The organism is Streptomyces sp. NPDC020801 (genome assembly GCF_044334385.1).
GTDB lineage: Bacteria > Actinomycetota > Actinomycetes > Streptomycetales > Streptomycetaceae > Streptomyces.
The window spans coordinates 110,180-130,190 of record NZ_JBIRST010000005.1 but is presented as its reverse complement, the minus strand read 5'-3'; the positions used below and the strand labels follow the sequence as shown (position 1 = coordinate 130,190).

17 protein-coding genes, 1 pseudogene and 1 riboswitch are annotated in these 20,011 nt (G+C 71.8%); of the genes and pseudogenes, 5 read left to right on the top strand and 13 right to left on the bottom strand.

What is annotated here, in order from left to right; genetic code table 11:
- Positions 1–38: 38 nt before the first annotated feature.
- The 7 genes from folE to ACH4UM_RS12585 form a co-directional block, all read right to left on the bottom strand.
- Positions 39–632: a GTP cyclohydrolase I gene (folE, locus tag ACH4UM_RS12615; RefSeq protein ID WP_398176967.1), complete on the bottom strand. Its 594-nt coding sequence runs from the start codon at positions 630–632 to the stop codon at positions 39–41.
- Positions 633–716: 84 nt separating this feature from the next.
- On the bottom strand, positions 717–1,079 hold the full coding sequence (locus tag ACH4UM_RS12610; protein ID WP_398176965.1) for a 6-pyruvoyl trahydropterin synthase family protein: 363 nt from the start codon (positions 1,077–1,079) through the stop codon (positions 717–719).
- Between the two features lie 39 nt (positions 1,080–1,118).
- A complete protein-coding gene (locus ACH4UM_RS12605; RefSeq protein WP_398176963.1) occupies positions 1,119–1,832 on the bottom strand; it encodes a 7-carboxy-7-deazaguanine synthase QueE in 714 nt (237 codons plus the stop codon).
- Between the two features lie 58 nt (positions 1,833–1,890).
- Positions 1,891–2,571 carry a 7-cyano-7-deazaguanine synthase gene (locus ACH4UM_RS12600; RefSeq protein ID WP_398176961.1) on the bottom strand — a complete coding sequence of 227 codons (681 nt, stop codon included), beginning with the start codon at positions 2,569–2,571 and terminating at the stop codon, positions 1,891–1,893.
- Positions 2,568–3,569, bottom strand: a complete 1,002-nt coding sequence (locus tag ACH4UM_RS12595; protein ID WP_398176959.1) for an isopenicillin N synthase family dioxygenase — start codon at positions 3,567–3,569, stop codon at positions 2,568–2,570. Before ACH4UM_RS12595 ends, ACH4UM_RS12600 begins: the two co-directional genes overlap by 4 nt.
- Positions 3,570–3,581: 12 nt before the next feature.
- Positions 3,582–4,841: a diaminobutyrate--2-oxoglutarate transaminase gene (ectB, locus tag ACH4UM_RS12590; protein WP_398176957.1), complete on the bottom strand. Its 1,260-nt coding sequence runs from the start codon at positions 4,839–4,841 to the stop codon at positions 3,582–3,584.
- On the bottom strand, positions 4,838–5,752 hold the full coding sequence (locus ACH4UM_RS12585; protein ID WP_398176955.1) for a class I SAM-dependent methyltransferase: 915 nt from the start codon (positions 5,750–5,752) through the stop codon (positions 4,838–4,840). Before ACH4UM_RS12585 ends, ectB begins: the two co-directional genes overlap by 4 nt.
- A 571-nt stretch (positions 5,753–6,323) precedes the next feature.
- On the opposite strand from ACH4UM_RS12585, the gene ACH4UM_RS12580 reads away from it, so the two are divergent.
- Complete coding sequence (locus ACH4UM_RS12580) at positions 6,324–6,485, top strand: hypothetical protein (RefSeq protein ID WP_398176953.1); 162 nt, start codon at positions 6,324–6,326, stop codon at positions 6,483–6,485.
- Between the two features lie 66 nt (positions 6,486–6,551).
- Here ACH4UM_RS12580 and ACH4UM_RS12575 read toward each other — a convergent pair whose 3' ends face one another.
- Positions 6,552–7,232 carry a LuxR C-terminal-related transcriptional regulator gene (locus ACH4UM_RS12575; RefSeq protein ID WP_398176951.1) on the bottom strand — a complete coding sequence of 227 codons (681 nt, stop codon included), beginning with the start codon at positions 7,230–7,232 and terminating at the stop codon, positions 6,552–6,554.
- A 289-nt stretch (positions 7,233–7,521) separates the two neighbouring features.
- On the opposite strand from ACH4UM_RS12575, the pseudogene ACH4UM_RS12570 reads away from it, so the two are divergent.
- From ACH4UM_RS12570 to ACH4UM_RS12555, 4 genes and pseudogenes are all read left to right on the top strand, one after another.
- A pseudogene (locus tag ACH4UM_RS12570) lies at positions 7,522–10,260 on the top strand (AAA family ATPase); the annotation flags it as partial.
- A 769-nt stretch (positions 10,261–11,029) separates the two neighbouring features.
- Complete coding sequence (locus ACH4UM_RS12565; protein ID WP_398176949.1) at positions 11,030–12,262, top strand: FAD-dependent oxidoreductase; 1,233 nt, start codon at positions 11,030–11,032, stop codon at positions 12,260–12,262.
- Between the two features lie 139 nt (positions 12,263–12,401).
- Entirely contained in the window at positions 12,402–13,787 is a 1,386-nt protein-coding gene (locus tag ACH4UM_RS12560) for a rhodanese-like domain-containing protein (protein WP_398176948.1), read from the top strand.
- 335 nt (positions 13,788–14,122) lie between these two features.
- A complete protein-coding gene (locus ACH4UM_RS12555) occupies positions 14,123–14,410 on the top strand; it encodes a metal-sensitive transcriptional regulator (RefSeq protein ID WP_398176946.1) in 288 nt (95 codons plus the stop codon).
- A 162-nt stretch (positions 14,411–14,572) separates the two neighbouring features.
- Here ACH4UM_RS12555 and cobT read toward each other — a convergent pair whose 3' ends face one another.
- From cobT to ACH4UM_RS12530, 5 genes are all read right to left on the bottom strand, one after another.
- On the bottom strand, positions 14,573–15,766 hold the full coding sequence (gene cobT / locus ACH4UM_RS12550) for a nicotinate-nucleotide--dimethylbenzimidazole phosphoribosyltransferase (protein WP_398177680.1): 1,194 nt from the start codon (positions 15,764–15,766) through the stop codon (positions 14,573–14,575).
- Between the two features lie 89 nt (positions 15,767–15,855).
- A riboswitch (cobalamin riboswitch) is annotated at positions 15,856–16,038 on the bottom strand.
- 258 nt (positions 16,039–16,296) lie between these two features.
- Positions 16,297–16,938: a MarR family winged helix-turn-helix transcriptional regulator gene (locus tag ACH4UM_RS12545; RefSeq protein WP_398176944.1), complete on the bottom strand. Its 642-nt coding sequence runs from the start codon at positions 16,936–16,938 to the stop codon at positions 16,297–16,299.
- 213 nt (positions 16,939–17,151) lie between these two features.
- Positions 17,152–17,700, bottom strand: coding sequence for a NifU family protein (locus ACH4UM_RS12540; protein WP_398176942.1), 549 nt, complete (start codon positions 17,698–17,700; stop codon positions 17,152–17,154).
- Between the two features lie 17 nt (positions 17,701–17,717).
- Positions 17,718–19,694, bottom strand: a complete 1,977-nt coding sequence (locus ACH4UM_RS12535) for a ferrous iron transporter B (protein ID WP_398176940.1) — start codon at positions 19,692–19,694, stop codon at positions 17,718–17,720.
- Entirely contained in the window at positions 19,691–20,002 is a 312-nt protein-coding gene (locus tag ACH4UM_RS12530; protein ID WP_398176938.1) for a ferrous iron transport protein A, read from the bottom strand. Before ACH4UM_RS12530 ends, ACH4UM_RS12535 begins: the two co-directional genes overlap by 4 nt.
- Positions 20,003–20,011: the final 9 nt, after the last annotated feature.

Sequence of the window (20,011 nt, the reverse complement as noted above, 5' to 3'; positions counted from 1 at the left end):
CAGCGGCCCCGGATGGGTCTCAGGGGTGCGGATCGGTTTCAGGGACGCAGCAGGTTGAACATCTCGGCCCGGAGCCCGGCGTCCTCGCCGAAGGCCCCGCGGTAGGCCGTCGAGGTCATCTGGGCGGCCGCCTTGATGCCGCGCATCGTCATGCACAGGTGCTCGCCCTTGGCGATGACGGCCACGTCTTCCGCCCCGCTGAGCACTGCGATGTCCTCGGCGATCTCGGAGACCAGCCGCTCCTGAACCTGGAGCTTGTGCGCATGCCGATGGGCGATCCGGGCGAACTTCGACAGGCCCAGAAGCTGGTCGGTCGGCCGGTAGGCGATCGTCACCGAGCAGTTGAACGGCAACAGGTGATGCTCGCAGAGGGACCAGACCTGAATGTCCGAGACGACCACCAACTGCTTGGTGCCGATCGACTCGAACAGGGTGCCGACCGAGCCCGGCTCGTAGTTGATGAATTCGCGCCACCAGCGGGCGAACCGCGCCGGCGTATCGCGCAGCCCGTCGCGGTCGGGATCCTCCCCGATCTCCTTCAGGAGCTGCCGGGCGAGTCCGACCAGTGGGTCTTCCTCCCGCGGCTTCTCCGAGTCGACGTCACCCTCCTGCACCCACGTCGTCACAGACATTCAGGCACCTCTCCAGTCCGACCGGCACGGCCGTTGCTCGATTCCGATGAACGGGCGGCTGGCTCTCGCCAGCCGGCCGGCGTTTCAGGGCCGGTACTCGGCCCATGTCTTGGGGGTCTCGGAGATTCGCACGGATGTCAGCTCCGGGAACTCCTTCGACCAACGCTCGTAGAGCCACACCGCCAGGTTCTCGGCGGTGGGGTTGTTGTCCACCAGGTCGTTGAGGTGACGGTGGTCGAGCGTCTGGTCGAGCCACGACTTGAAGGGGGCCAACTCGCCGTAGTCACGAACGAACCCCGTCGGCGTCAGTTCCGTCAGGTCGGCGCTCAGCTCCAGCTCGACGACATAGTTGTGGCCGTGCAGCCGACCACACTGGTGTCCCTCGGCCAGGCCGGAGAGCTGATGGCTGGCAGAGAACTCGAACTTCTTCGTGATGCGCAGCGTCATGTCTCCGATTCACCTTTCCCGCTTGATTCAGCCACGCGTTCAGACACCTCGCGTGTCGCCCCACAACAAGGTGTGCAGGCGTGTTGTGAGATTCCAGCCTCGTGAGATCACCGCGTCGGCCAGCTCGGCCATGTGCCGGCTCACCTCGGCGCCCGTCTGCCCCTTCGGCATGATCCAGACCGAGCCGACGCCGAACTCCTCGACCAGTCCGGCCACCTCGTCCAGGTCGCCGGCGTTGCGGCAGACGAACTTGAACGTGGTGCCTTCCGTCACCGCGAGGCTCTTCAGCGCGTCCGGCACGATCCGCCGATCGACCGGATCGCCCGAGTGGGCCAGCTTCGGCGAGACGTTGAAGCGGACTCCGGCGGCCACCAGGGCCGGGTCCGCCGCGTGCGTGCCGTTGGTCTCGATCTCGATTTCCAGGCCTCGCGCCGTGAGCAGCTCGACCAGCGGGACCAGCCGGTTCTGCTGGCCGAGCGGCTCGCCGCCGGAGATGACGATCAGCTCGACGCCGAACGCGAGGAGCTCCTCGGCCACCTCGCTGACGGGACGGCGGTGCAACTCCTTGCGGGGGTCGTACTTGACCCCGGAGTCGCCCGCCCCGGTCCAGTCCCACGTGTAGGGCGTGTCGCACCACGTACACGACAAGTTGCAGCCACCGAGCCGCAGGAACGCACACCTGCGCCCCATGGAGCGGCCTTCACCCTGGACGGTCGGGCCGAAGATCTCGTTGACTACGAGTTCCGGTTCCACGCGGCACCGCCTCCTTCCGTGTCGAGGCCACCGGTGAGGCGGCCGGCACCGGTCACGGTCACTGCGGTGTCCACGCTTCGCGATAGACCGTCGGGTCCGTGATGCCCAGATCCGCGAACGCTCCGCGCCGCTCCACACACGCCGCACACGCACCACAGTGGATGTCCTCACCACGGAAGCACGTCCACGTCTGGTCCCAGGGCACGCCGAGCCTCTCGCCGAGAGAGACGACTCCGGTCTTCGGCAGCTCGATCAGCGGAGCGAGGAGTTCGGCCTCGGGCGCAAGCGAACCCTTGGTCGCCACCCGCTCCATCTCGAGGAACAGCCGCAGGAACTCCGGAGAGGTGTCGGACGGGCCGACGTCCTCCGCCATGACACCGAAAGCGACGGCATCCGCCTGCACGGTGACCGCCAGCGCGAAGGCCACCGACAGCAGCACGGCGTTCCGGTTCGGCACGATGTTCGGGTTCCCGCCGACCGGCCGGTCCGGGCGGGGTACGGCCACGGACGGATCCGTCAGCGACGATCCGCGCATGACGGTCCGCAGCGAGCGCAGATCGACCTCCTCGTACGGCGCACCGAGCCGTTCCGCGGCAGCGGCGGCGAACTCGAGCTCCTTTCGGTGGCGCTGACCGTAGTCAACGGCCAGCACCTGAAGGTCGTGGCCCTCAGCGGCGAGGTGATGCGCCATGGTCACCGAGTCGATCCCGCCGGACACCACGGCAACGATCCTGCTCATGACTCGGCTCCCGGGACGGAGTCGGGCGAGACACCGAGCTTCTCGAGGACCGTCCGCCGCGCATACGCCGGAGTCAGCCCCCGGCCACCACCGACCGGAGCGGCCAACGGCTCGATCAGCGTGTCGGGGTCGGTCTCGAAGAAGAAGACCAGCGACAGCAGTTCCTCATCCGGAGCCGCCGGGCTGGGCGGCAGCACGCGGTGCTTCAGCGCCCGCCAGCGCCCATCGGTCCACAGCTCCATCAAGTCGCCGAGATTGACGATGAGCGAGTCCGGGCTGTACGGCGGCGAGAACCAATCGTCCTCCTCGTTCCACGCCTGCAACCCACCCACACCTCGCTGACGGCTCAGCAACGTGACGGTACCCAGGTCGGTATGCGGCCCGTTGCGGAACTGACCGCGGGCGACCTCCCCGATGCTCGAATACGACGGGTACCAACTGGCATTCTGTGTCCACGTCGCCATCTGCGCCCGCGAGGTGAAGAAGTCCTCCGGCAGCCCCAGCGTGACGGCAAGCACCTCGTTGACCGCCTGCACCACCCGCAGCATGTGCGTCGTGTACGCGTCCGCGGCCGCCCGCAACTCCGGCAGCTCGACCGGCCAGCGGTTCGCCGGATAGTTGAACCGGTCCCGCTGCTCGTCGCCGCTACGGTGGCCGGGCCCCATGTAGAACGACTCGTGAAGATCCGGCGCGCTCGGGACCTCCTCGCCCTCGCCCACCGGCACCCCGACCCCACCGGGGGGATGCATCTCGAGCCACCCGCTGTCGTACGCGGCCTCGATGGCGTACTGAGCCTTGACCTCCGTCCGCAGGGCGAAGAACCGCTTGGCGGCGGCCCGGAAGTCGTCGATCACGGCTTGCGGCACACCGTGCCCGGACACCAGGAACATACCGGTGCTGCGCAGCGCGGCGTCCAGCTCCGTGGCGATCGGGACACGATCGGCGTCGGAAGACTTACGCCACGCCTCAAGGTCGACTTCGGGAATTTTGCCTGGCACAGCCGTGACCTCTCACTTGCTCCGCTCGAGTACCGGGCCCACGCACCTACGGATGATGTCGAGGCCTTCGTCCAGGTCGTCGTCGCTGATGGTCAACGGGGGCAGCAGCTTCACCACGTCGCCGGCCGCACCGGACGTCTCCATGAGCAGGCCGTTCTCGAAGGCCGCGACGCACACCGCGCGGGCCGCGCCGGGCGTGGCGAACCGCAGCCCGGCCGCGAACCCCCGGCCCCGGACCTCCGGGCCCGCCTCGGGGTGCTCGACGGCAATGGCGCCCAGGGCCGCCGCGATCCGCTCCCCTCGCTCGCGGGTGGACTTCTCCAGCGTCCCGTCACTCCAGTAGGTGCGCAGCGCCTGCGCTCCGGTCACGAAGGACGCGCTGACACCGCGGAACGTCCCGCTGTGCTCGCCCGGTTTCCAGACGTCCAGTTCCGGCCGGATGAGAGTGAGAGCCAGAGGAAGGCCGAACCCTCCGATGGACTTGGACAGACACACCATGTCGGGAGTGATCCCGGCGTCCTCGAAGCTGAAGAACGATCCTGTGCGGCCGCAGCCCATCTGGACGTCGTCCACGATGAGCAACACCTCGTGCCGTTTGCACACGCCAGCGAGGTCGCGCAGCCAATCCGCGTCGGCGGCCCTCAACCCGCCCTCGCCCTGAACGGTCTCCACGATGACGGCAGCGGGCCGGTCCAGCCCGCTGCCCCCGTCCGACAACAGCCGGTCGAGATGGCGCGGGCCGGTCTCCCCGATGCCCGGATAGCCGTCGTAGGGCACTGCGGTCGTCAAGGTAAGAGCCACGCCGGCGGCCGCACGCTTCGCCGCGTTGCCGCTGACCGCGAGGGCCCCCAAAGTCATCCCGTGGAAGGAGTTGGTGAAGCTCACCACCGACTGCCGTCCGGTGACCCGCCGGGCGAGCTTCAGAGCAGCCTCGACCGCATTGGCACCGCCCGGACCGGGGAACACCACCTTGTACTGCAGCCCTCGCGGCGTCAGGAGAAGGTCCTGGAAGGTCTCGAGAAAGTCCCGCTTCGCCACGGTGAACATGTCCAGCGCGTGCGAGACCCCGTCCCGGACGATGTAGTCCAACAGAGCCTGCTTGAGGAAGGCGTTGTTGTGACCGTAGTTGAGCGCACCTGCACCGGCGAAGAAATCCAGGTAAGGCCGGCCGTCCTCGGAGAAGAGCCGACTACCTTCCGCCCGGTCGAACACCACCGGCCACTGCCGGCTGTAGCTGCGGACCTCGGACTCGAGATCGGCGAAGATCGTCATGTCGCCCTCCACGCCTGGACCACGAACCAGTGCCGGTCAAGCCGGACACCGCGGTCACTGCCGGCCGATGCCACATAGCGCTCGAACGGAACCCGGTCCGCCACCGTGTCGTAGTCCTCGAAAATCGGCACCTGGCGCAGGAACCTGTCGAGCTCGACCGGCGAGTGGTAGAACTCCTCGGACCGGAAGGCCTTCGCCAGCACCACCGTGAAACCGGCCCCGGTGAGTTGCTCGACCACCTCGTCCATCACCGGCCTGCCGTCCCAGCGGCCGTAGAGCTGGCCCCGGCCGAAGGTCTCCTTCAGCTCGCGGACGTCCGTCTCGCCGATGCCCATGTAGATCAGATGACCGCCGGGCTTGAGCACCCTGCGGAACTCGCCCGGGAACAACGGCCCACGCCGGGACGTGAGCACGTCAGCCTCCCCGTCAGGAAGGCCGGTACGGGAAGCATCACGCCGCTCGAACCTGACGTTGCCCAGCCCCGCCTCCGCGCGCTTCCGCTCGGCGGACTCCAGCATCGACGCCGCCATGTCGATGCCGAGCACGCTGCCGAACGCCGGTGCGATCCTCAGCAGGCTGCGCCCATCGGCGCAGCCGACATCGACCAGCCGGCCATCCGGACCGCTCAGGCCCCTCGCCAGCTCGTCAAACGCAGCCTCCGGATCACCGTCCGGGAAGACGTCAGTACGCAGCCCCCCGCTGGTATATTCGCCGAACTCGTCGGCAACCCGCGAGTAGAAATCTGGGTTCATCATCACCTGCCTCGGTTTGATCGATCCGGCAGAGCCATTGCGCGGAATCCGCTCGCACGTGGGTCGTATTGCGTCCGACCGCCGACGGAAAAGCCGCGTTGAAGGGTTACCAGCCGCGCGTTGTGATCGCGCTTCAGCGATTCTTGCTCGGACCCGCATCGTCAACAATGTCCGTCCGTACGGACCTCTCGGGCAACGCTCGGCCCAGGCCGCGCAGGTACGCCGTGCCGCAGGGGCAACACACCGGGTCCCAGGCATGTTCGCGCTCGCCGGTCACGGATCGCGGTGATCGAGGTGACGTCGGGGACGTCGGGGACGTCGGGGACGTCGACCAGGGTGGTGGCCAGGGTGGTGGCCAGGGCGGGGTCCACGCCGTCCAGTTCGAGAGGCTCTCGGCCCCGGCCATTTCGTGGGTTGCCAGCAGGATCGTGCGCTGCTCGTTGCGCAACTCGCCAATCGGCCTGCGGAACTCGCGGGCGGCAACCGGGGCCATTGCCGTGGTCGGCTCGTCCAGGAACAGCACCCGGGCGTCCCCGGTCAGGACCCGTGACAGGTGTAGCCGCTGCCGGACGGCGACCGCGGCCCTCTCCGGTGTCGCCCTATCGGCCCGGCAATGGCGTAGAGACTCTGACTGCAGGGGAAGTTGGGAGTCATGGCGGGCAGGAGGCGGAAGCTCGACGCGGAGTTGCCAGTTGGGTGTCGCGGACCCAGGGCCGACGGGACCGGGCCGGTGGGCGAGAGCGAGGAACCGGCGCGGCTGCGGCGGGAGAACGCGCAGCTGGAGAGGGACAACAAGGAGCTGGTCATGGAGCGTGACACGCTCAAACACTGCATGGTCTTGTGGGTGAAGCAGCTGTGGCCCACCCGGCGGCGCTCGTCGGGTGATCAGTGAGGGTCGCCCCCAGGGCGGAGCAGGCACCCGAAGAGGCACCACGCTCCGCCCGTTCGGTCAGGCCGGTCAGATGTAGCCGGCCCTGACGGCATGGGCCACGGCGTGGGCACGATTGCGCAGATGCAGCCGCGCGGTCAGCCCGTGGATGACGCTCTTGACGGTGCGTTCGGAGTACGACATCTTGCTCGCGATCTCCGCGGTGTCGAAGCCCTCGGCGACCAGCCGCAACACATCCGTCTCGCGCGGTGTGAGCCCCGAGGTGGCGGCGCCGGGGCGTCCGGAGGCGTTGCGGTGCAGGGAGCCCACCTGGTTGATGAGCCGCCCGAGCAGGTCCGCGGGGAGGTCGCCGTCACCGCGGGCGGCCGCGCGCACGGCCTGCTCCAGGCGGGAGGCGGTCGCCTCGTGGCGCCACACGATGGCACCGATCCCGCACTCGATCACATCGAGAAGCTCGCTCTCGCGCAGCGCGCCCACCACGAGGACGGCCCGGGCACCCTCGTTGCGCACCACCTTGCGGAGCCGGGTGAGCGTGGTCCCGTCCAGCGTGTCGCTGATGAGGAGGGCCACCGTGCCGGGGCCGGTGGCCGATTCGTCCCGCAGCTCCATCTCCGGGTAGCGGCGCAGCTGGGCGATGGCCCCCTCGCGCGAGATCGGGTCCTGGGCGTGCACCGCCACGGGAACCCGAGTCGGCGGCACGGCGGTGCCGTCTGCCTTACTGGCGTGTGTTGTCCGGATTGAGTTGAGCACCCTGTCCCCTGTCCGCGAGCCCGCCACTTCTGCGGGGTCGGAGGCGGGCGGAGGCTGTCCACCCTCATGTGAGCTCGTGCCCAGCGCAATCGTGGAGCACCACGACACGGACCACGAGATCGGCCGGCCGGAACCACGACATTAACGTGATGGCGGAAGCGACATCCCGGTTCCGCCGGACAGGTGCGCGACCATGGTGGTTCTTCTCACGGTGCAGGTCACGGCACCGATGTCCGGCGCACCCCGTCCTCGTGAGTGAGGACGCTCACGTCCACACGAGGAGGCATGGATGTCCCGACCGGCATGTGCACTACGGGAAGCGGCACGGCTGCTGGCCACCGCGACCGAGCGCGCTCGTGCGGGCACCGGTCGCGTGGTTCTGCTGCGCGGTGCCACCGGCACTGGCCGCACCACGGTCCTGGAGGCCGCCGCCGAGGACGCCGCCGCCCACGGTATGCGGGTGCTGCGCGCTCGCTGCTCCGCCGCCGACTCCGCGATCCCCTTCGCCGCGGTCCTGCAACTCCTCGGCCCCGTACCCGTGTTCGCCGATCCGGCATTGGACGGCGACGAACGGGCGACCGCCGCCGGGCTGTGGCGCGTGCTGCGCTCGTACGCCGAGCAGTCGCCGCTGCTGATCACCGTGGACGATGTGCACCTGGCTGACCCGGCGTCCCGCCGCTGGCTGGTGGAGTCCGCCCGGCTCATGGACCGGCTGCCGATCGTACTGGCGGCCACCGAGCGCAGCCAGTACGACGTCGACCCGCCCGCACTGGGCCTCACCCACAGCCTCTCCCCCGCCCTGGTCACCACCCACACCCTGACTCCGCTGTCCCACAACACGGCGGTGACAGCGCTCCGTTCGGCCTTCCCGGACGCCGACGACTCCTGGATCGAGGACTGCGTACGGGCCGGCGCGGGCAATCCCCTGCTGCTGCGCGCCCTGCTGGACGACCTCTCCGACGGCAGCCACCCGGTCGTGCCGGACACCTCGGCGGCGCTGTACCCGGGAGCGTTTCCGGCGGCCGTGCAGTGGTGGCTGGACTGCGCCGGGCCGGGTACCGCGGAGGTGGCGCGGACGCTGGCGATCCTGGACGAGGGCTGGGACCACAGACCCGCCCCCGGCGCGGGGTTCCCCGCCCTCCACATCCCCTCACTCCTCGCCGAACTCTCCGGCGCCGACCCGGCCCGGGTCGCGGGCTGGATCACCGCGATGACCGGCCTCGGACTGCTGCGCCCCGACGGCATGGGCCGCGCCCGCTACGCCCATCCGCTGCTGCGGGACGCGGTGCTCACCGGCGTGCCCGCGGCCCGGCGGCGCGCCGCGCACCGGACGACCGCCGAGGCGATGCTGCACCGCGGTGTCTCCAGCGAGCTCGTCGCCCGTCAACTGCTGCTCACCGACGTGGTGGACGCGCCCTGGGCACTGCCGGTGCTTCAGGACGCCGCTTCGCTGGCGTTACGTGAGGGGCACGTCGAGGACGCGGTGGCTTTCCTGCGCCGCGCTCTGGACGAACCCCTCTCCGATGAGGGCAGACAACGCCTGCTGACCGAACTGGGCTCACTGGAGTACGCGGTGCCCGGCTCCTCGGCCGCGGTCCTGAGGCTCACCGAGGCGCTGCGGCTGTCGGGGCCGCCGCAGGAACGAGTGCGCGCCGCGGTCGCCCTGGGGACGGCGCTGACCGGCCGTGGCAGGACCCGCGCGGGGGTCGAGGTGCTGCGCTCGCTGTACGATGCGCTCGCCGACCGTCCCGACCTGGTGCGCATCCTGCGGCAGGCGTTTCTGCAACTGTCCGACAAGGACCAGCTGGTGCGGCAGGAGGCGTACACGCGGCTGGCCGAGGTGGCCGAGCGCTCGCCGGAGTCGATCAGCACGGCCGGTCACGCGTTCCTGGTGAAATACGCGGTCACGGCAGGTCTGAGCTCGGCGAGGGAGGCGATGCTGCGCCTGCGCGGTCTGCTGGCGGTACCGGCCGACCCGCTGTCCGAGCCGTACCTGCTGGGGACGGCCGCCGCGGTCGCTCAGTGGGCCGACGAACTCGACGAGGCCGAACGGCTGGTGGAGCGCGGTCTGGCCGGGCAGCGCCCCGACGTCCTGCACCCCATGCACGAGGCGCTGCTCAACACCCGTCTGGACATCGTCGCGGCGCGGGCCGACTACACGCGCCTGCTGGCCGACCCGCCGCCCGCCGCCGCGACCCCGACCAACGCCCATGCCCACGCGCTGACGGCGCTCGTGGAGACGGGCCGCGCCGCCGAGGCCGAACTCCTGGCCGAAGCAGTCGACTTACGCACGGCGCCGGAGTCCTGGGAGCTGAACCGGTTCCTGTACGCGCGCGGCCAGCTGCGCGCCGCGAACGGTGACCTGGCGGGAGCCCTGCACGACTTCCTGGAGTGCGGGCGCCGCCAGTCGGCCCGGGAGGTGTTCAGCCCGGTCGTCACCCCGTGGCGCACGGCCGCCGCCGAGTGCCATCTGGCCCTGGGCGTCCCACGGGAGGCGCTCGCCCTGGCCGAGGAGGAGCTGCGCCTGGCCCGGGTGTGGAACACGCCCCGCACGGTGGGCCGGGCACTGCGTGTCCTCGGCACCGCGACCGGCGGGCGCCGGGGTCTGGACCTGGCCCAGGAGGCGGTACGGCTGCTGCGTGGCGGCCCTGCAGGACCGGAGCTCGTGGCGGCGCTGCTGGCCCTGGGCCGTCAGTTGACCGCGTCGGGCGAGTCGTCCCGCGCACGCCACATCCTGCGCGAGGCGGCCGGGCTCGCCGAACGCCTGGGCGCGATACGGCTGCGGGACCTGGCGGAGGAGGCACTGCGTGCGGGCGGCGCACGCCGCCCGGCGACGCGGACCGGTGCCGCCTCGCTCACCGGCAGCGAGCGCCGTATCGCCGAACTGGCCGCGGCGGGACGCACCAACGCGGAGATCGCGGATCTGCTGCACCTGGCCCGCCGTACGGTGGAGACCCATCTGACGCACAGCTACCGCAAGTTGGGCATCCGGCGACGCAGCGACCTGAGCACGGCCCTGACCGGGGCGACGCGGCGTGCGGATCTCTGGTCAGCGCCCGGGAAGACGTTCGGTGACCTCCTGGAGGACCGAGCCGTTGCCTTCGGGGTCGCTGGAGGAGGCGAAGGAGGCATGGCTTCCGCGCTCGGGGCCGGCTCCGGGGACCAGGCCCTCGGTACCGCCGCGGTGGAACACTCCAGCGGCGTCGTGGAAGACCTCGCTCATCCCCGTTCCCCGTTCGGGGAACTCCGCGCGGGCGGCCTCGATGTCCGGCACGACCAGGTGCAGCCCCTGGGCCGAACCGGGCGCGGCGTCGCCGACTCCGCTGCCGGAGATCACCGAGCAGGGAGAGCCGGGCGGGGTCGTCTGCACGACGCGGAAGCCGTCCTCTCCGGGGAAGTCGGCGTCCTCCCGCCACCCAAATCGGCCGTTCGGGCCCCCGCCCCGTTCCGTCAGGGCATGCTGCGCATCGCGCGGGCCACCGGAGCCGAGGAGAGGAAGTGGCTGGACGAGGCGATCGGCAGCCTGGAGGGCTGAGCGCGGCCCGGTGGCCGGCATTGCACCCGTCCGGCAAAGTCAGACGTTTTACCCCACGGGCAAATACCCCGTGGGGTATTTGACCATCCCCTGACGTCGCCGTACCCTCGCTGACAAGAAACCCCCAGGGGTATGCGAGGAGGGTGCCGCGGTGGCTGGTGAAGCAGACCTCGGGGGTCCTGCCCGAACCGGCGCCGGCCCTCGGCCGCGCCCGATCGCGATACCCGTGCCCGTACCCGCAGACCACGGGAAGGACTTCCACATGGCCGCCAGCCCCCCACGCCCCGACGAGCAGCCGATCGCCGGACGGCACCGCGTCGCCGTCATCGGTGGCGGCAGCGCCGGGATCAGCGTCGCCGCCCGCCTGCGCCGCGCCGGGGTCACCGACGTCACCCTCGTCGAACCGTCCGACACGCACTGGTACCAGCCCCTGTGGACCCTGGTCGGCGGCGGGCAGGCATCCCTGCGCAGCACCCGGCGTCCCGAGGCGTCCGTCATTCCCGACGGAGTGCGCTGGATACGCCGGCACGCCCTCGCCGTCGACCCCGGCGCCCGCACCGTCACGCTCTCCGGCGGCGACGAGCTCGCCTACGAATACCTGGTGATGGCCCCCGGGCTGCAACTGGACTGGGACGCCGTACCCGGGCTCGCCGCGGCCGTGGGACACGACCGGGTGAGCAGCAACTACGCGCCGGAGTACGCCCCGCGCACCTGGGACCTGGTCAAGGGGATGCGGTCGGGCACCGCGGTCTTCACGCACCCGGCGACGCCGCTCAAGTGCGGCGGCGCACCGCAGAAGATCGCGTACCTCGCCGCCGACCACTGGCGCAGGCAGAAGGTCCTCGACCGGATCCGGATCATCCTCGTCATCCCCGACCCCGTCCTGTTCAAGGTGCCCGACTGGGCCCGCACCCTGGAGCAGGTGGCCGCCCGGTACGGCATCGAGGTACGGCTGCGGTCCGAGATGACCGCCGTGGACGGCGACCGCCGCGAGGTCGTCCTCACCGACCACGCGAACGGCACGGCGGAGACCGTCCACTACGACCTCCTGCACGCCGTACCGCCGCAGAGCGCGCCCGACTGGCTCAAGGACAGCCCGCTCGCCGACCCGGCGAGTCCGCAGGGGTTCGTCGCCGCCGACAAGCACACTCTGCGGCACCCCCGGTACCCGGAGGTGTTCGCGCTCGGCGACGTGGCGAACCTGCCGACCTCCAAGACCGGCGCGGCGGTACGCAAGCAGGCCCCGGTCGTGACCGCCAACCTGCTGGACGTGATGAAGGGCAGGAACCCCACGGGCCGCTACGACGGCTACACCTCCTGCCCGCTGGTGACCGCACGCGACCGGATGCTGCTCGCCGAGTTCGACTACGACCTGAGGCCCACCCCCACCTTCCCGTTCATCGACACCTTCAGGGAGCGGCGCGACATGTGGGTGTTCAAGCGGTACGTGCTGCCACCGGTGTACTGGCACGGCATGCTCACCGGCCGCCTCTGACCGACCGGCCCGGGCGTTCCCCGGCCCGGGCCCGGTCCTCCCCGCACCCCGGGAGGCAAGGCCGGCACGCCCCCGGCACTCCTCTCACGACACACCTGCCACACACCTGCCCCCTGCCCGACATGGAGGTCGACCAGCCGTGTTCTTCGCCCAGTACTACCTCGACTGTCTCTCCCAGGCGTCGTACATGATCGCCGACGAGACCACCGGCAGGGCCGTCGTCGTCGACCCGCGCCGCGACGTCTCCGAATACCTCGCCGACGCCGACGCCCACGGATTCACCGTCGAGGCCGTTCTCAACACCCACTTCCACGCCGACTTCCTCGCCGGCCACCTGGAAATGGCCGACCGCACCGGCGCCTGGATCGGCTACGGCCGCCGCGCCGAAGCCGAATACCCCATCCGGAAACTCGCCGACGGCGACCGCATCGGCCTCGGCGACGTCACCCTGCAGATCATGGAAACCCCGGGCCACACCCCCGAGTCGATCAGCATCCTCGTGTACGAGCACGCGGACGACGCCGTCCCCTACGGCGTACTCACGGGTGACGCCCTGTTCATCGGCGACGTGGGACGCCCCGACCTGCTGGCCTCACTCGGCGCGACCGCCGAGGAACTCGGCCGGATGCTCCACGACAGCGTCCAGCACAAGCTGATGGCCCTCCCCGACGGGGTGCGGGTCTTCCCCGCGCACGGCGCCGGATCGGCCTGTGGCAAGAACCTGTCCGCCCAGCGGCAGTCCACCGTCGGCGAGCAGCGCGCCACCAACTACGCCTGCCGTCCGATGAGCGAGGAGCAGTTCGTGGCCCTGGTGACCGCCGGACAGCCTTCCGCGCCCGCCTACTTCGCCTACGACGCCGTCCTCAACCGCAAGGAGCACGGCCTGTTCGACGCGGCCACCGTGTCACGGCCGCTGTCGGCCGCGGAGTTCACGCAGCGGCGGGCCGCCGGAGCGGTCGTCGTCGACGCCCGCTCCCCGCAGGACTTCGCCGCCGGGCATCTGCGCGGATCGGTCAACGTGCCCGCCGACGGGCGCTTCGCCGAACAGGCCGGCATGGTCGTCGGCCCCGAGGCGGAGATCGTGGTGGTCGCGCCGCAGGACCGTGAGGAGGAGATCCTCACCCGGCTGGCCCGGATCGGCTTCGACAAGGTGAGCGGCTACCTGCGCGAGCCCGAGGGGGCCTTTCCCGCCCTGGCCGGCGACATGCAGCAGGCGAGCCGACTGACCGCGCACGAACTGCGCCGGCTGCTGAACGGCGACGAGCCGCCGCTGGTCCTGGACGTGCGCAACACCGCCGAGCGCGAAGAGGGCTTCATCGACGGCTCCCTGCACATTCCGCTGGCCGAACTCGCCCGCCGCATCGACGAGATCCCGGCCGGCCGGCCGCTGGTCGTCCACTGCGCGGGGGGCCACCGCTCCTCCATCGCCGCAGCCCTGCTCAGGCACAAGGGCCGGACCGATGTCTCCGACCTGCTCGGCGGATACGGTGCGTGGCTGGCCGAGTCCGCGCCGGTCGACGCCTGACCCGGGCTGTTCCGGCCGGAGCAGTCCGGCCGGAACAGCGGACTCCGCGAGGTCGACACCGAGGCCCAGCCGGAACTGGCCGCGAGTTTCCGGATCTCCTCCATCCCGACCCTCATGGCCGTCCGCGACCGGACGATCCTGTACGCCCGGCCGGGTGCCCTGTCCCCGCAGGCACTGGAGGTGCTGATCACCAAGATCCGGGCCGAGGACATGGACGCGGTACGGCGTGAGGCCGCCGCGGGCACGGCCGGTGGCCGGTGGCCGGTGAGCCCATGCTCTTGCCGCCCGAATCGGGACCGTATAGTACCCCTGGGGGTATTTTTCAAGGAGTAGTCGTGGCGCTGGAGCTCGACGGCTCGGACCTGAAGTCCGTGCTGAACCGGCTGCGCCGCGCGCAGGGTCAGATCTCCGGCGCCATCCGGATGATCGAGGAGGGCCGTGACTGCGAAGACGTCGTCACGCAGCTCGCCGCCGCCTCCCGCGCCCTGGACCGCGCCGGTTTCGCCATCATCGCCACCGGTCTGCAGCAATGCGTGAGCGACATGGACGCCGGCCGGAAGAACGGCGAGGACACCGGCCAGATCCGCGCCAGGCCGGAGAGGCTGTTCGTGTCGCTGGCGTAGCACACCCGCCACCACCTCTGCTCCTTGCACACGGCCGCATCGGCTGCGTTCGACTTCATGTCGGCCTCGAAGCGGCCGGGATCGGCCGCACCCGCCGCGCCGGCGAGGGCGTCGGCCCGCACGCCGCGCCCCGGCGGGTGCTCGCGGGTGCGACCGGTGGCGTCAGCCGTCCTGGCCGGAGACTCCGGCGGAGTCGAAGGTGGCCATGTCACGCAGAGCGCGGACGGCCGCCTGCACCAGCGGAAGCGCCAGCGCGGCGCCGGTGCCCTCGCCGAGCCGCAGGCCCAGGTCGATCAGCGGGTGCAGTCCGAGGTGCCGCAGGGCGACGGCGTGCCCGGGTTCCGCCGAGCGGTGTCCGGCCACGCAGGCGGACAGGGCGTCCGGACACAGCGCGGCCGCGACCAGAGCGGCGGAGGTGGCGATCACGCCGTCCAGGATCACCGGGACTCTGCGGGCGGCGGCGCCGAGCACGAAGCCGGCGATCGCGGCGTGTTCCAGGCCGCCCACCGCCGACACCACTGCCACCGGGTCACGGGGATCGGGCCGGTGCAGCTCCAGCGCCGTGCGCACCACGCCCGCCTTGTGCCGGCGCGTCGCCTCGTCGATCCCCGCTCCGTGACCGGTGACCTCGTCCGGGTCCGCGCCGGTGAACGCGGCGACCAGCGCCGCGGACGCGGTGGTGTTGGCGATGCCCAGGTCGCCGGTGAGCAGGCAGCGGACGCCGTCGTCGACGAGCCGGTCGGCCACGGCGATGCCTGCCTCGATCGCCGTCACGGCCTCCTGCCGGGTCATCGCCGGGCCGCGCGTCATGTCCGCGGTCCCGCCCCGTACCCGGTGTCGCATCAGCCTGCCCGGAGCGGTGTCCCAGTCGGGCCCGGGAGTCGCCACACCCATGTCCACCACGACCACCTCGGCTCCGGTCTGCGCCGCCAGCGCGTTGACGGCGGCGCCCGAGGCCAGCAGGTTGGCGACCATCTGGGTCGTCACCTCCTGGGGCCAGTTGCTGACGTGCTGGGCGTGGACGCCGTGGTCGGCGGCGAAGACGGCCACCGCCGCGGGCTCCGGCATGGGCGGGGGGCAGTGGCCGGCCAGACCCGCCAGCCGGACCGACACCTCCTCCAGCAGCCCAAGCGACCCGGGCGGCTTGGTCAGGTGGTCCTGGCGGTCCCGGGCCGCGGCAAGGCCACCGGGATCCGCGGGAGCGATGGCCGCCAGGGTGCGCTCCAGCCGCGCGCCGGGTACGGGGGCGGTGGCAGGGCTGCCGTCGGAGAGAGCGGTGGCGTCGTCGGCGGGAGCGGGCACGGACGAGAGGCCGGGCGCGGACGAACGGGCCGGAACGGAACCGGAGGGTGGCATCACGAGGGAAACCTTCCGCTGTCGGCGGGTTTCCACGCCACCGTGACGGGCCGTGCCCGGGCGGAGAGTGCCTGGCTGCGGGACGGGCGGAATATCCTGGCTCCCGGATACCGGTACCCGGCCCGTACGGCCCGAGCACCGACGCCGGCTCCCGGCCTTCCCGGCCCCCGGCTCACGCCGGCTGCCAGTGGCCATCGGTGGGAGGCGGCTCCCCGGTCACAGTGGCGGGCCCGCCCCGGAGTTGGGCCGTGGGGCCCGCACCGGAGTTCCTCCGCATCCGTCGCCCGCATCCTGCCACACGCCGCGGCGGGCGAGCAGCCGCCCCCTGTCTTTTCGTGGCCCCGGCGCGCCGGGCCGGTCCGAGCGGCAGGTTCGGCGCGGAGCGAGCCGCCCGCGGTCCCCGCGACCGCGTACGAGCACGACCGGCCGCGTACGAGCACGACCAGCCGAGGACGAGCACGACCAGCCGAGGACGAGCAAGGCGCGCCGACTGCGTGGCGCGCCTTGCTCGTGACGTGGTTTCCGCCTCGTCAGTTCTCCGGCCGGCGTCCGCCGTGGCGGGTCACCGGTGCCGCGCCGTCGCCCGGGGCTAGGCGGCCCTGCCCGCCCCGGTCCTCGACCTGGCGGACGATCCGCCGCAGCCCCTGCGCGACGCTCCGGCACTCCTCGTCGCTGAGCCGCGCGGTCACGAACGTCTCCTCCTGGTCGAACTCCGGGAACACCCGCCGCATCAGCGCCTCTCCCTCCTCGGTGAGGCCGAGCAGCACGAGCCTGCGGTCGCAGGGGTGAACGGACCTTGTGAGGAGGCCCCTCCGCTCCAGCGTGCGCGAGATGCCGGTGAGCGTGCCCTTGGAGATGCGTGCCTCCTCGGCGATGTGCCGGGTCTCGGACTCGCCCCAGGTCCAGACGACCCAGAGCACCAGGAACGCCGTCCAGTTCAGCTCGGGGCCGCGCAGCACGGAGCTCTCCACGTGCTGCCGGACGGCGGAGGCGGCGCGAAGGATGTCGGCGACGACGGCCCGCTGGGCGCCGGGGGCCGTGACGCGGCAAGGGTGGGGCGCCCGCCTCGGGCCCGGTTCGGGCGAGCCGGCCTCCTCCGTACCGCCGCACCCACAACCGGCTTGCTCCTGCTGGTCGTTCACGTCCTGGCCCTCCTGGGCGGGCGCGTTCATGAGCGGCGTCTCCAACGGGTCATGGCCGACGACGCGGCCGGGCGGGGGCCGGAGGCGGCGATCCACGGCACCCGCCGGGCCGGTCAGATGCCAGCATCGCGGCCCCGCACCGCCCTCGCCTGGGCCGAATGGACCTGGTCACACGGTCCACTGGTCCCCCTCCGGCGGTCGGGCCAAGGGCCGAACAGCCGTACCGGGCACGGGATTCTGGCCTCACCGGCCCCCGCCCGGGGCCCACGGTGAGGCCGGGTTGCGCACTTCCAGCGGACCGGGGTGGTGTCGGCGCAGCTCGCGTTCCAGGCGCTGGTGGAGCGTGAACCAGGCGGCGGGGCAGCCGTTGCAGGCGCCGCCGAGGCGCACGGTGACGATTCCGTCGCGCACGTCGACGAGGTCGATGCGGCCGCCGTGGGAGCGGGCGAAGTCACCCACCGGCCCGGCGAGGACGTCGCGTGCCGCGGCGTACAGCAGTGCGTCGTCCCGGCGGGGGCCGGTGCCGGCGGGAAGGATCCAGCCGGTGGGGTCGTCGAGGGCGGCGTGCAGCGCGGTGCGCACCCGGGGTCCCTCCTGGGTCCAGTGGCGGTCCGTACCGAGGACGGTGACGACCGCGGCCGGCTCCACCGTGACCCCGGTGAGGGTGCCGTCGGCCAGGAGCGCGGCCAGCGGCGCGGGCACCCCGGCCGGCGGGCCGGTGCCGGTGAGGGTGCCGGCGGGGATCATCCAGCGCAGCCGGTCGGGCCGGCCGGGCACCGGCTGGGGATGCATGGGAATCACCGCCGCGCTCACCCGCCAAGGAGGAGGGTGACCGTACGGGCCAGGTAGGCCATCAGCCAGGCCAGCACGGTCAGGTAGGCGAAGGCGACCGCCGGCCATTTCCAGGTACCGCTCTCCCGGCGCAGCACCGCCACCGTGGCCATGCACTGCAGCGCGTACACGAAGTAGACCAGCAGCGCGGCGACGGTGGCGGGCGTGAACACCGGCTCTCCGGCGTGCGGCCCGTCGGGACGGGTCATGGCGCGCAGCGCGCGGGAAGGCTGTTCGGGGTCCCCGGCGGCGGCCACCTGTCCCAGGGTGGCGACGAACGTCTCCCGGGCTGACTGGGCGGACAGTACGCCGACGTTGACGCGCCAGTCGAAGCCCAGCGGGTCGAAGACGGGGGCGACCAGGCGGCCGAGGCCCGCGGCGTAGCTGTGGTCGACGGTGTAGGCGGACACGGAGGTCGTGTCGGTGGTGTCGACGCCGGCCGCGCGCAGCTGCGCGGCCGGGTGCAGCGGCAGGTTGAGCAGCAGCCACAGCACGATGCTGGTGGTGACGATGACCGTCGAGCACTTGCGCAGGAAGGAACGCGCGGAGGACCACATCGCGATCAGGACAGCGCGCGGGGCGGGCAGCCGGTAGGGCGGCATCTCCATGAAGAACGGCACCGCCGGGGCCCCGCGGTCGCCGAGTCTCTTGAACGCCCAGGCGGCCAGCAGCGCGGAGAGGGCGCCGAGCAGGTACAGACCGAACATGACCAGACCCTGCGCGCCGAACGGGCCGACCTCGGCGGACGGGTCGACCAGCAGGCCGATGAGCAGCACGTAGACGGGCAGCCGGGCCGAGCAGGTCATCAGCGGCGCGGCCATCATCGTGGCCAGCCGGTCCCTGGCCGAGGGCAGGGTGCGGGTGGCCATGATGCCGGGGATAGCGCAGGCGAACGACGACAGCAGCGCCACGAATGCGCGGCCCTCCAGCCCGAAGCGGGCCATCACCCGGTCCATCAGGAACGCGGCCCGCGCCATGTAGCCCACGCCTTCGAGCAGGGCCAGCAGCAGGAACAGCAGCACGATCTGCGGGACGAAGACCAGCACCCCGCCGACGCCGCCGATGAGGGCGTCCCCCAGCAGCCCGGCCGCCCATGGATTGCCGACGTGGGCGGCGACCAGGCCCGACAGCCGTGCGAAGAGCGCCGCCACCGCGTCCTGCAGCGGGGCGGCCAGGGTGAAGACGGTCTGGAAGAACAGCACCATCACCGCGAGGAACACCACCGTGCCCGCCACCGGGTGCAGCAGCACGGCGTCGACGCGCCGGGTGATCCGGTGGCGCTCGGGGGGCCGGTAGCCGGCGAAGGCCAGCACCGACTTCACCCAGGCGTCCCGCTCCCCCGGTTCGTCCGGTGGCGCCACGGCCGGGACGGGCCAGGTGCTCCAGCCGGCGAGCCGCTCGCGCACCGGACCGATGCCGTGGCCGCGGTGGCCGATCACCGGCAGCACCGGCACGCCGATGGCCTGCGACAACGCGTCGACGTCCAGGCGGCCCTGACGGCGGGTCAGCTCGTCGACGAACGTCACGAGCACACAGGTGGGCAGTCCGCCGGCCAGGACCTGGGCGACGAACCCCAGCGACCGCCGCAGCGTGGTGGCGTCCACCACGACCAGCAGCGCGTCCGGCCGGCCGGCCCCCTCCAGCCGGCCGTGCAGGACGTCGACGGTGATCCGCTCGTCGGGACTGACCGGTTCCAGGCCGTAGGTGCCCGGCAGATCCTCGACGACGTAGGTACGGCCGTCGGCACGGCACTCTCCGAGGAACCGGGACACGGTCACACCCGGGTAGTTGCCGGTCTTGGCGCGCAGCCCCGTCAGGCTGTTGAAGACGCTGGTCTTGCCCGCGTTGGGGCTGCCGACCAGGGCGATCCGCGGCGCCCGGTCCGGGCCCGCCTCCGTGCCCGCCCCCGCCGCGCTCGCCCCCGCGCCGCCGGCACCGTGGCAGCCCGCGCTCACCGCTGCGCCTCGGCGACGACTCGCACGCAGGCGGCCTGTGCCCGGCGCAGGCACACCTCGTAGTCCTTGACCCGGTAGACCACGGGGTCGCGCAGCGGCGCCCGGCGCACCACCTCCACCACCGCGCCGGGACCGAACCCCAGGTCGTGCAACCGCCTTGCCACGGACGGCGCCTCGTCGACGACGACCTCCGTCACCACCGCCCGCGCACCGGGCGCCAGATCCGCCAGGGAACACCACCCGGCGCGGGGGACGGCGGCCGCCCGGCCGCCCGCCTGCTGGTCACATTCCCGGTCAACGCTGTTCATTCATGTCTC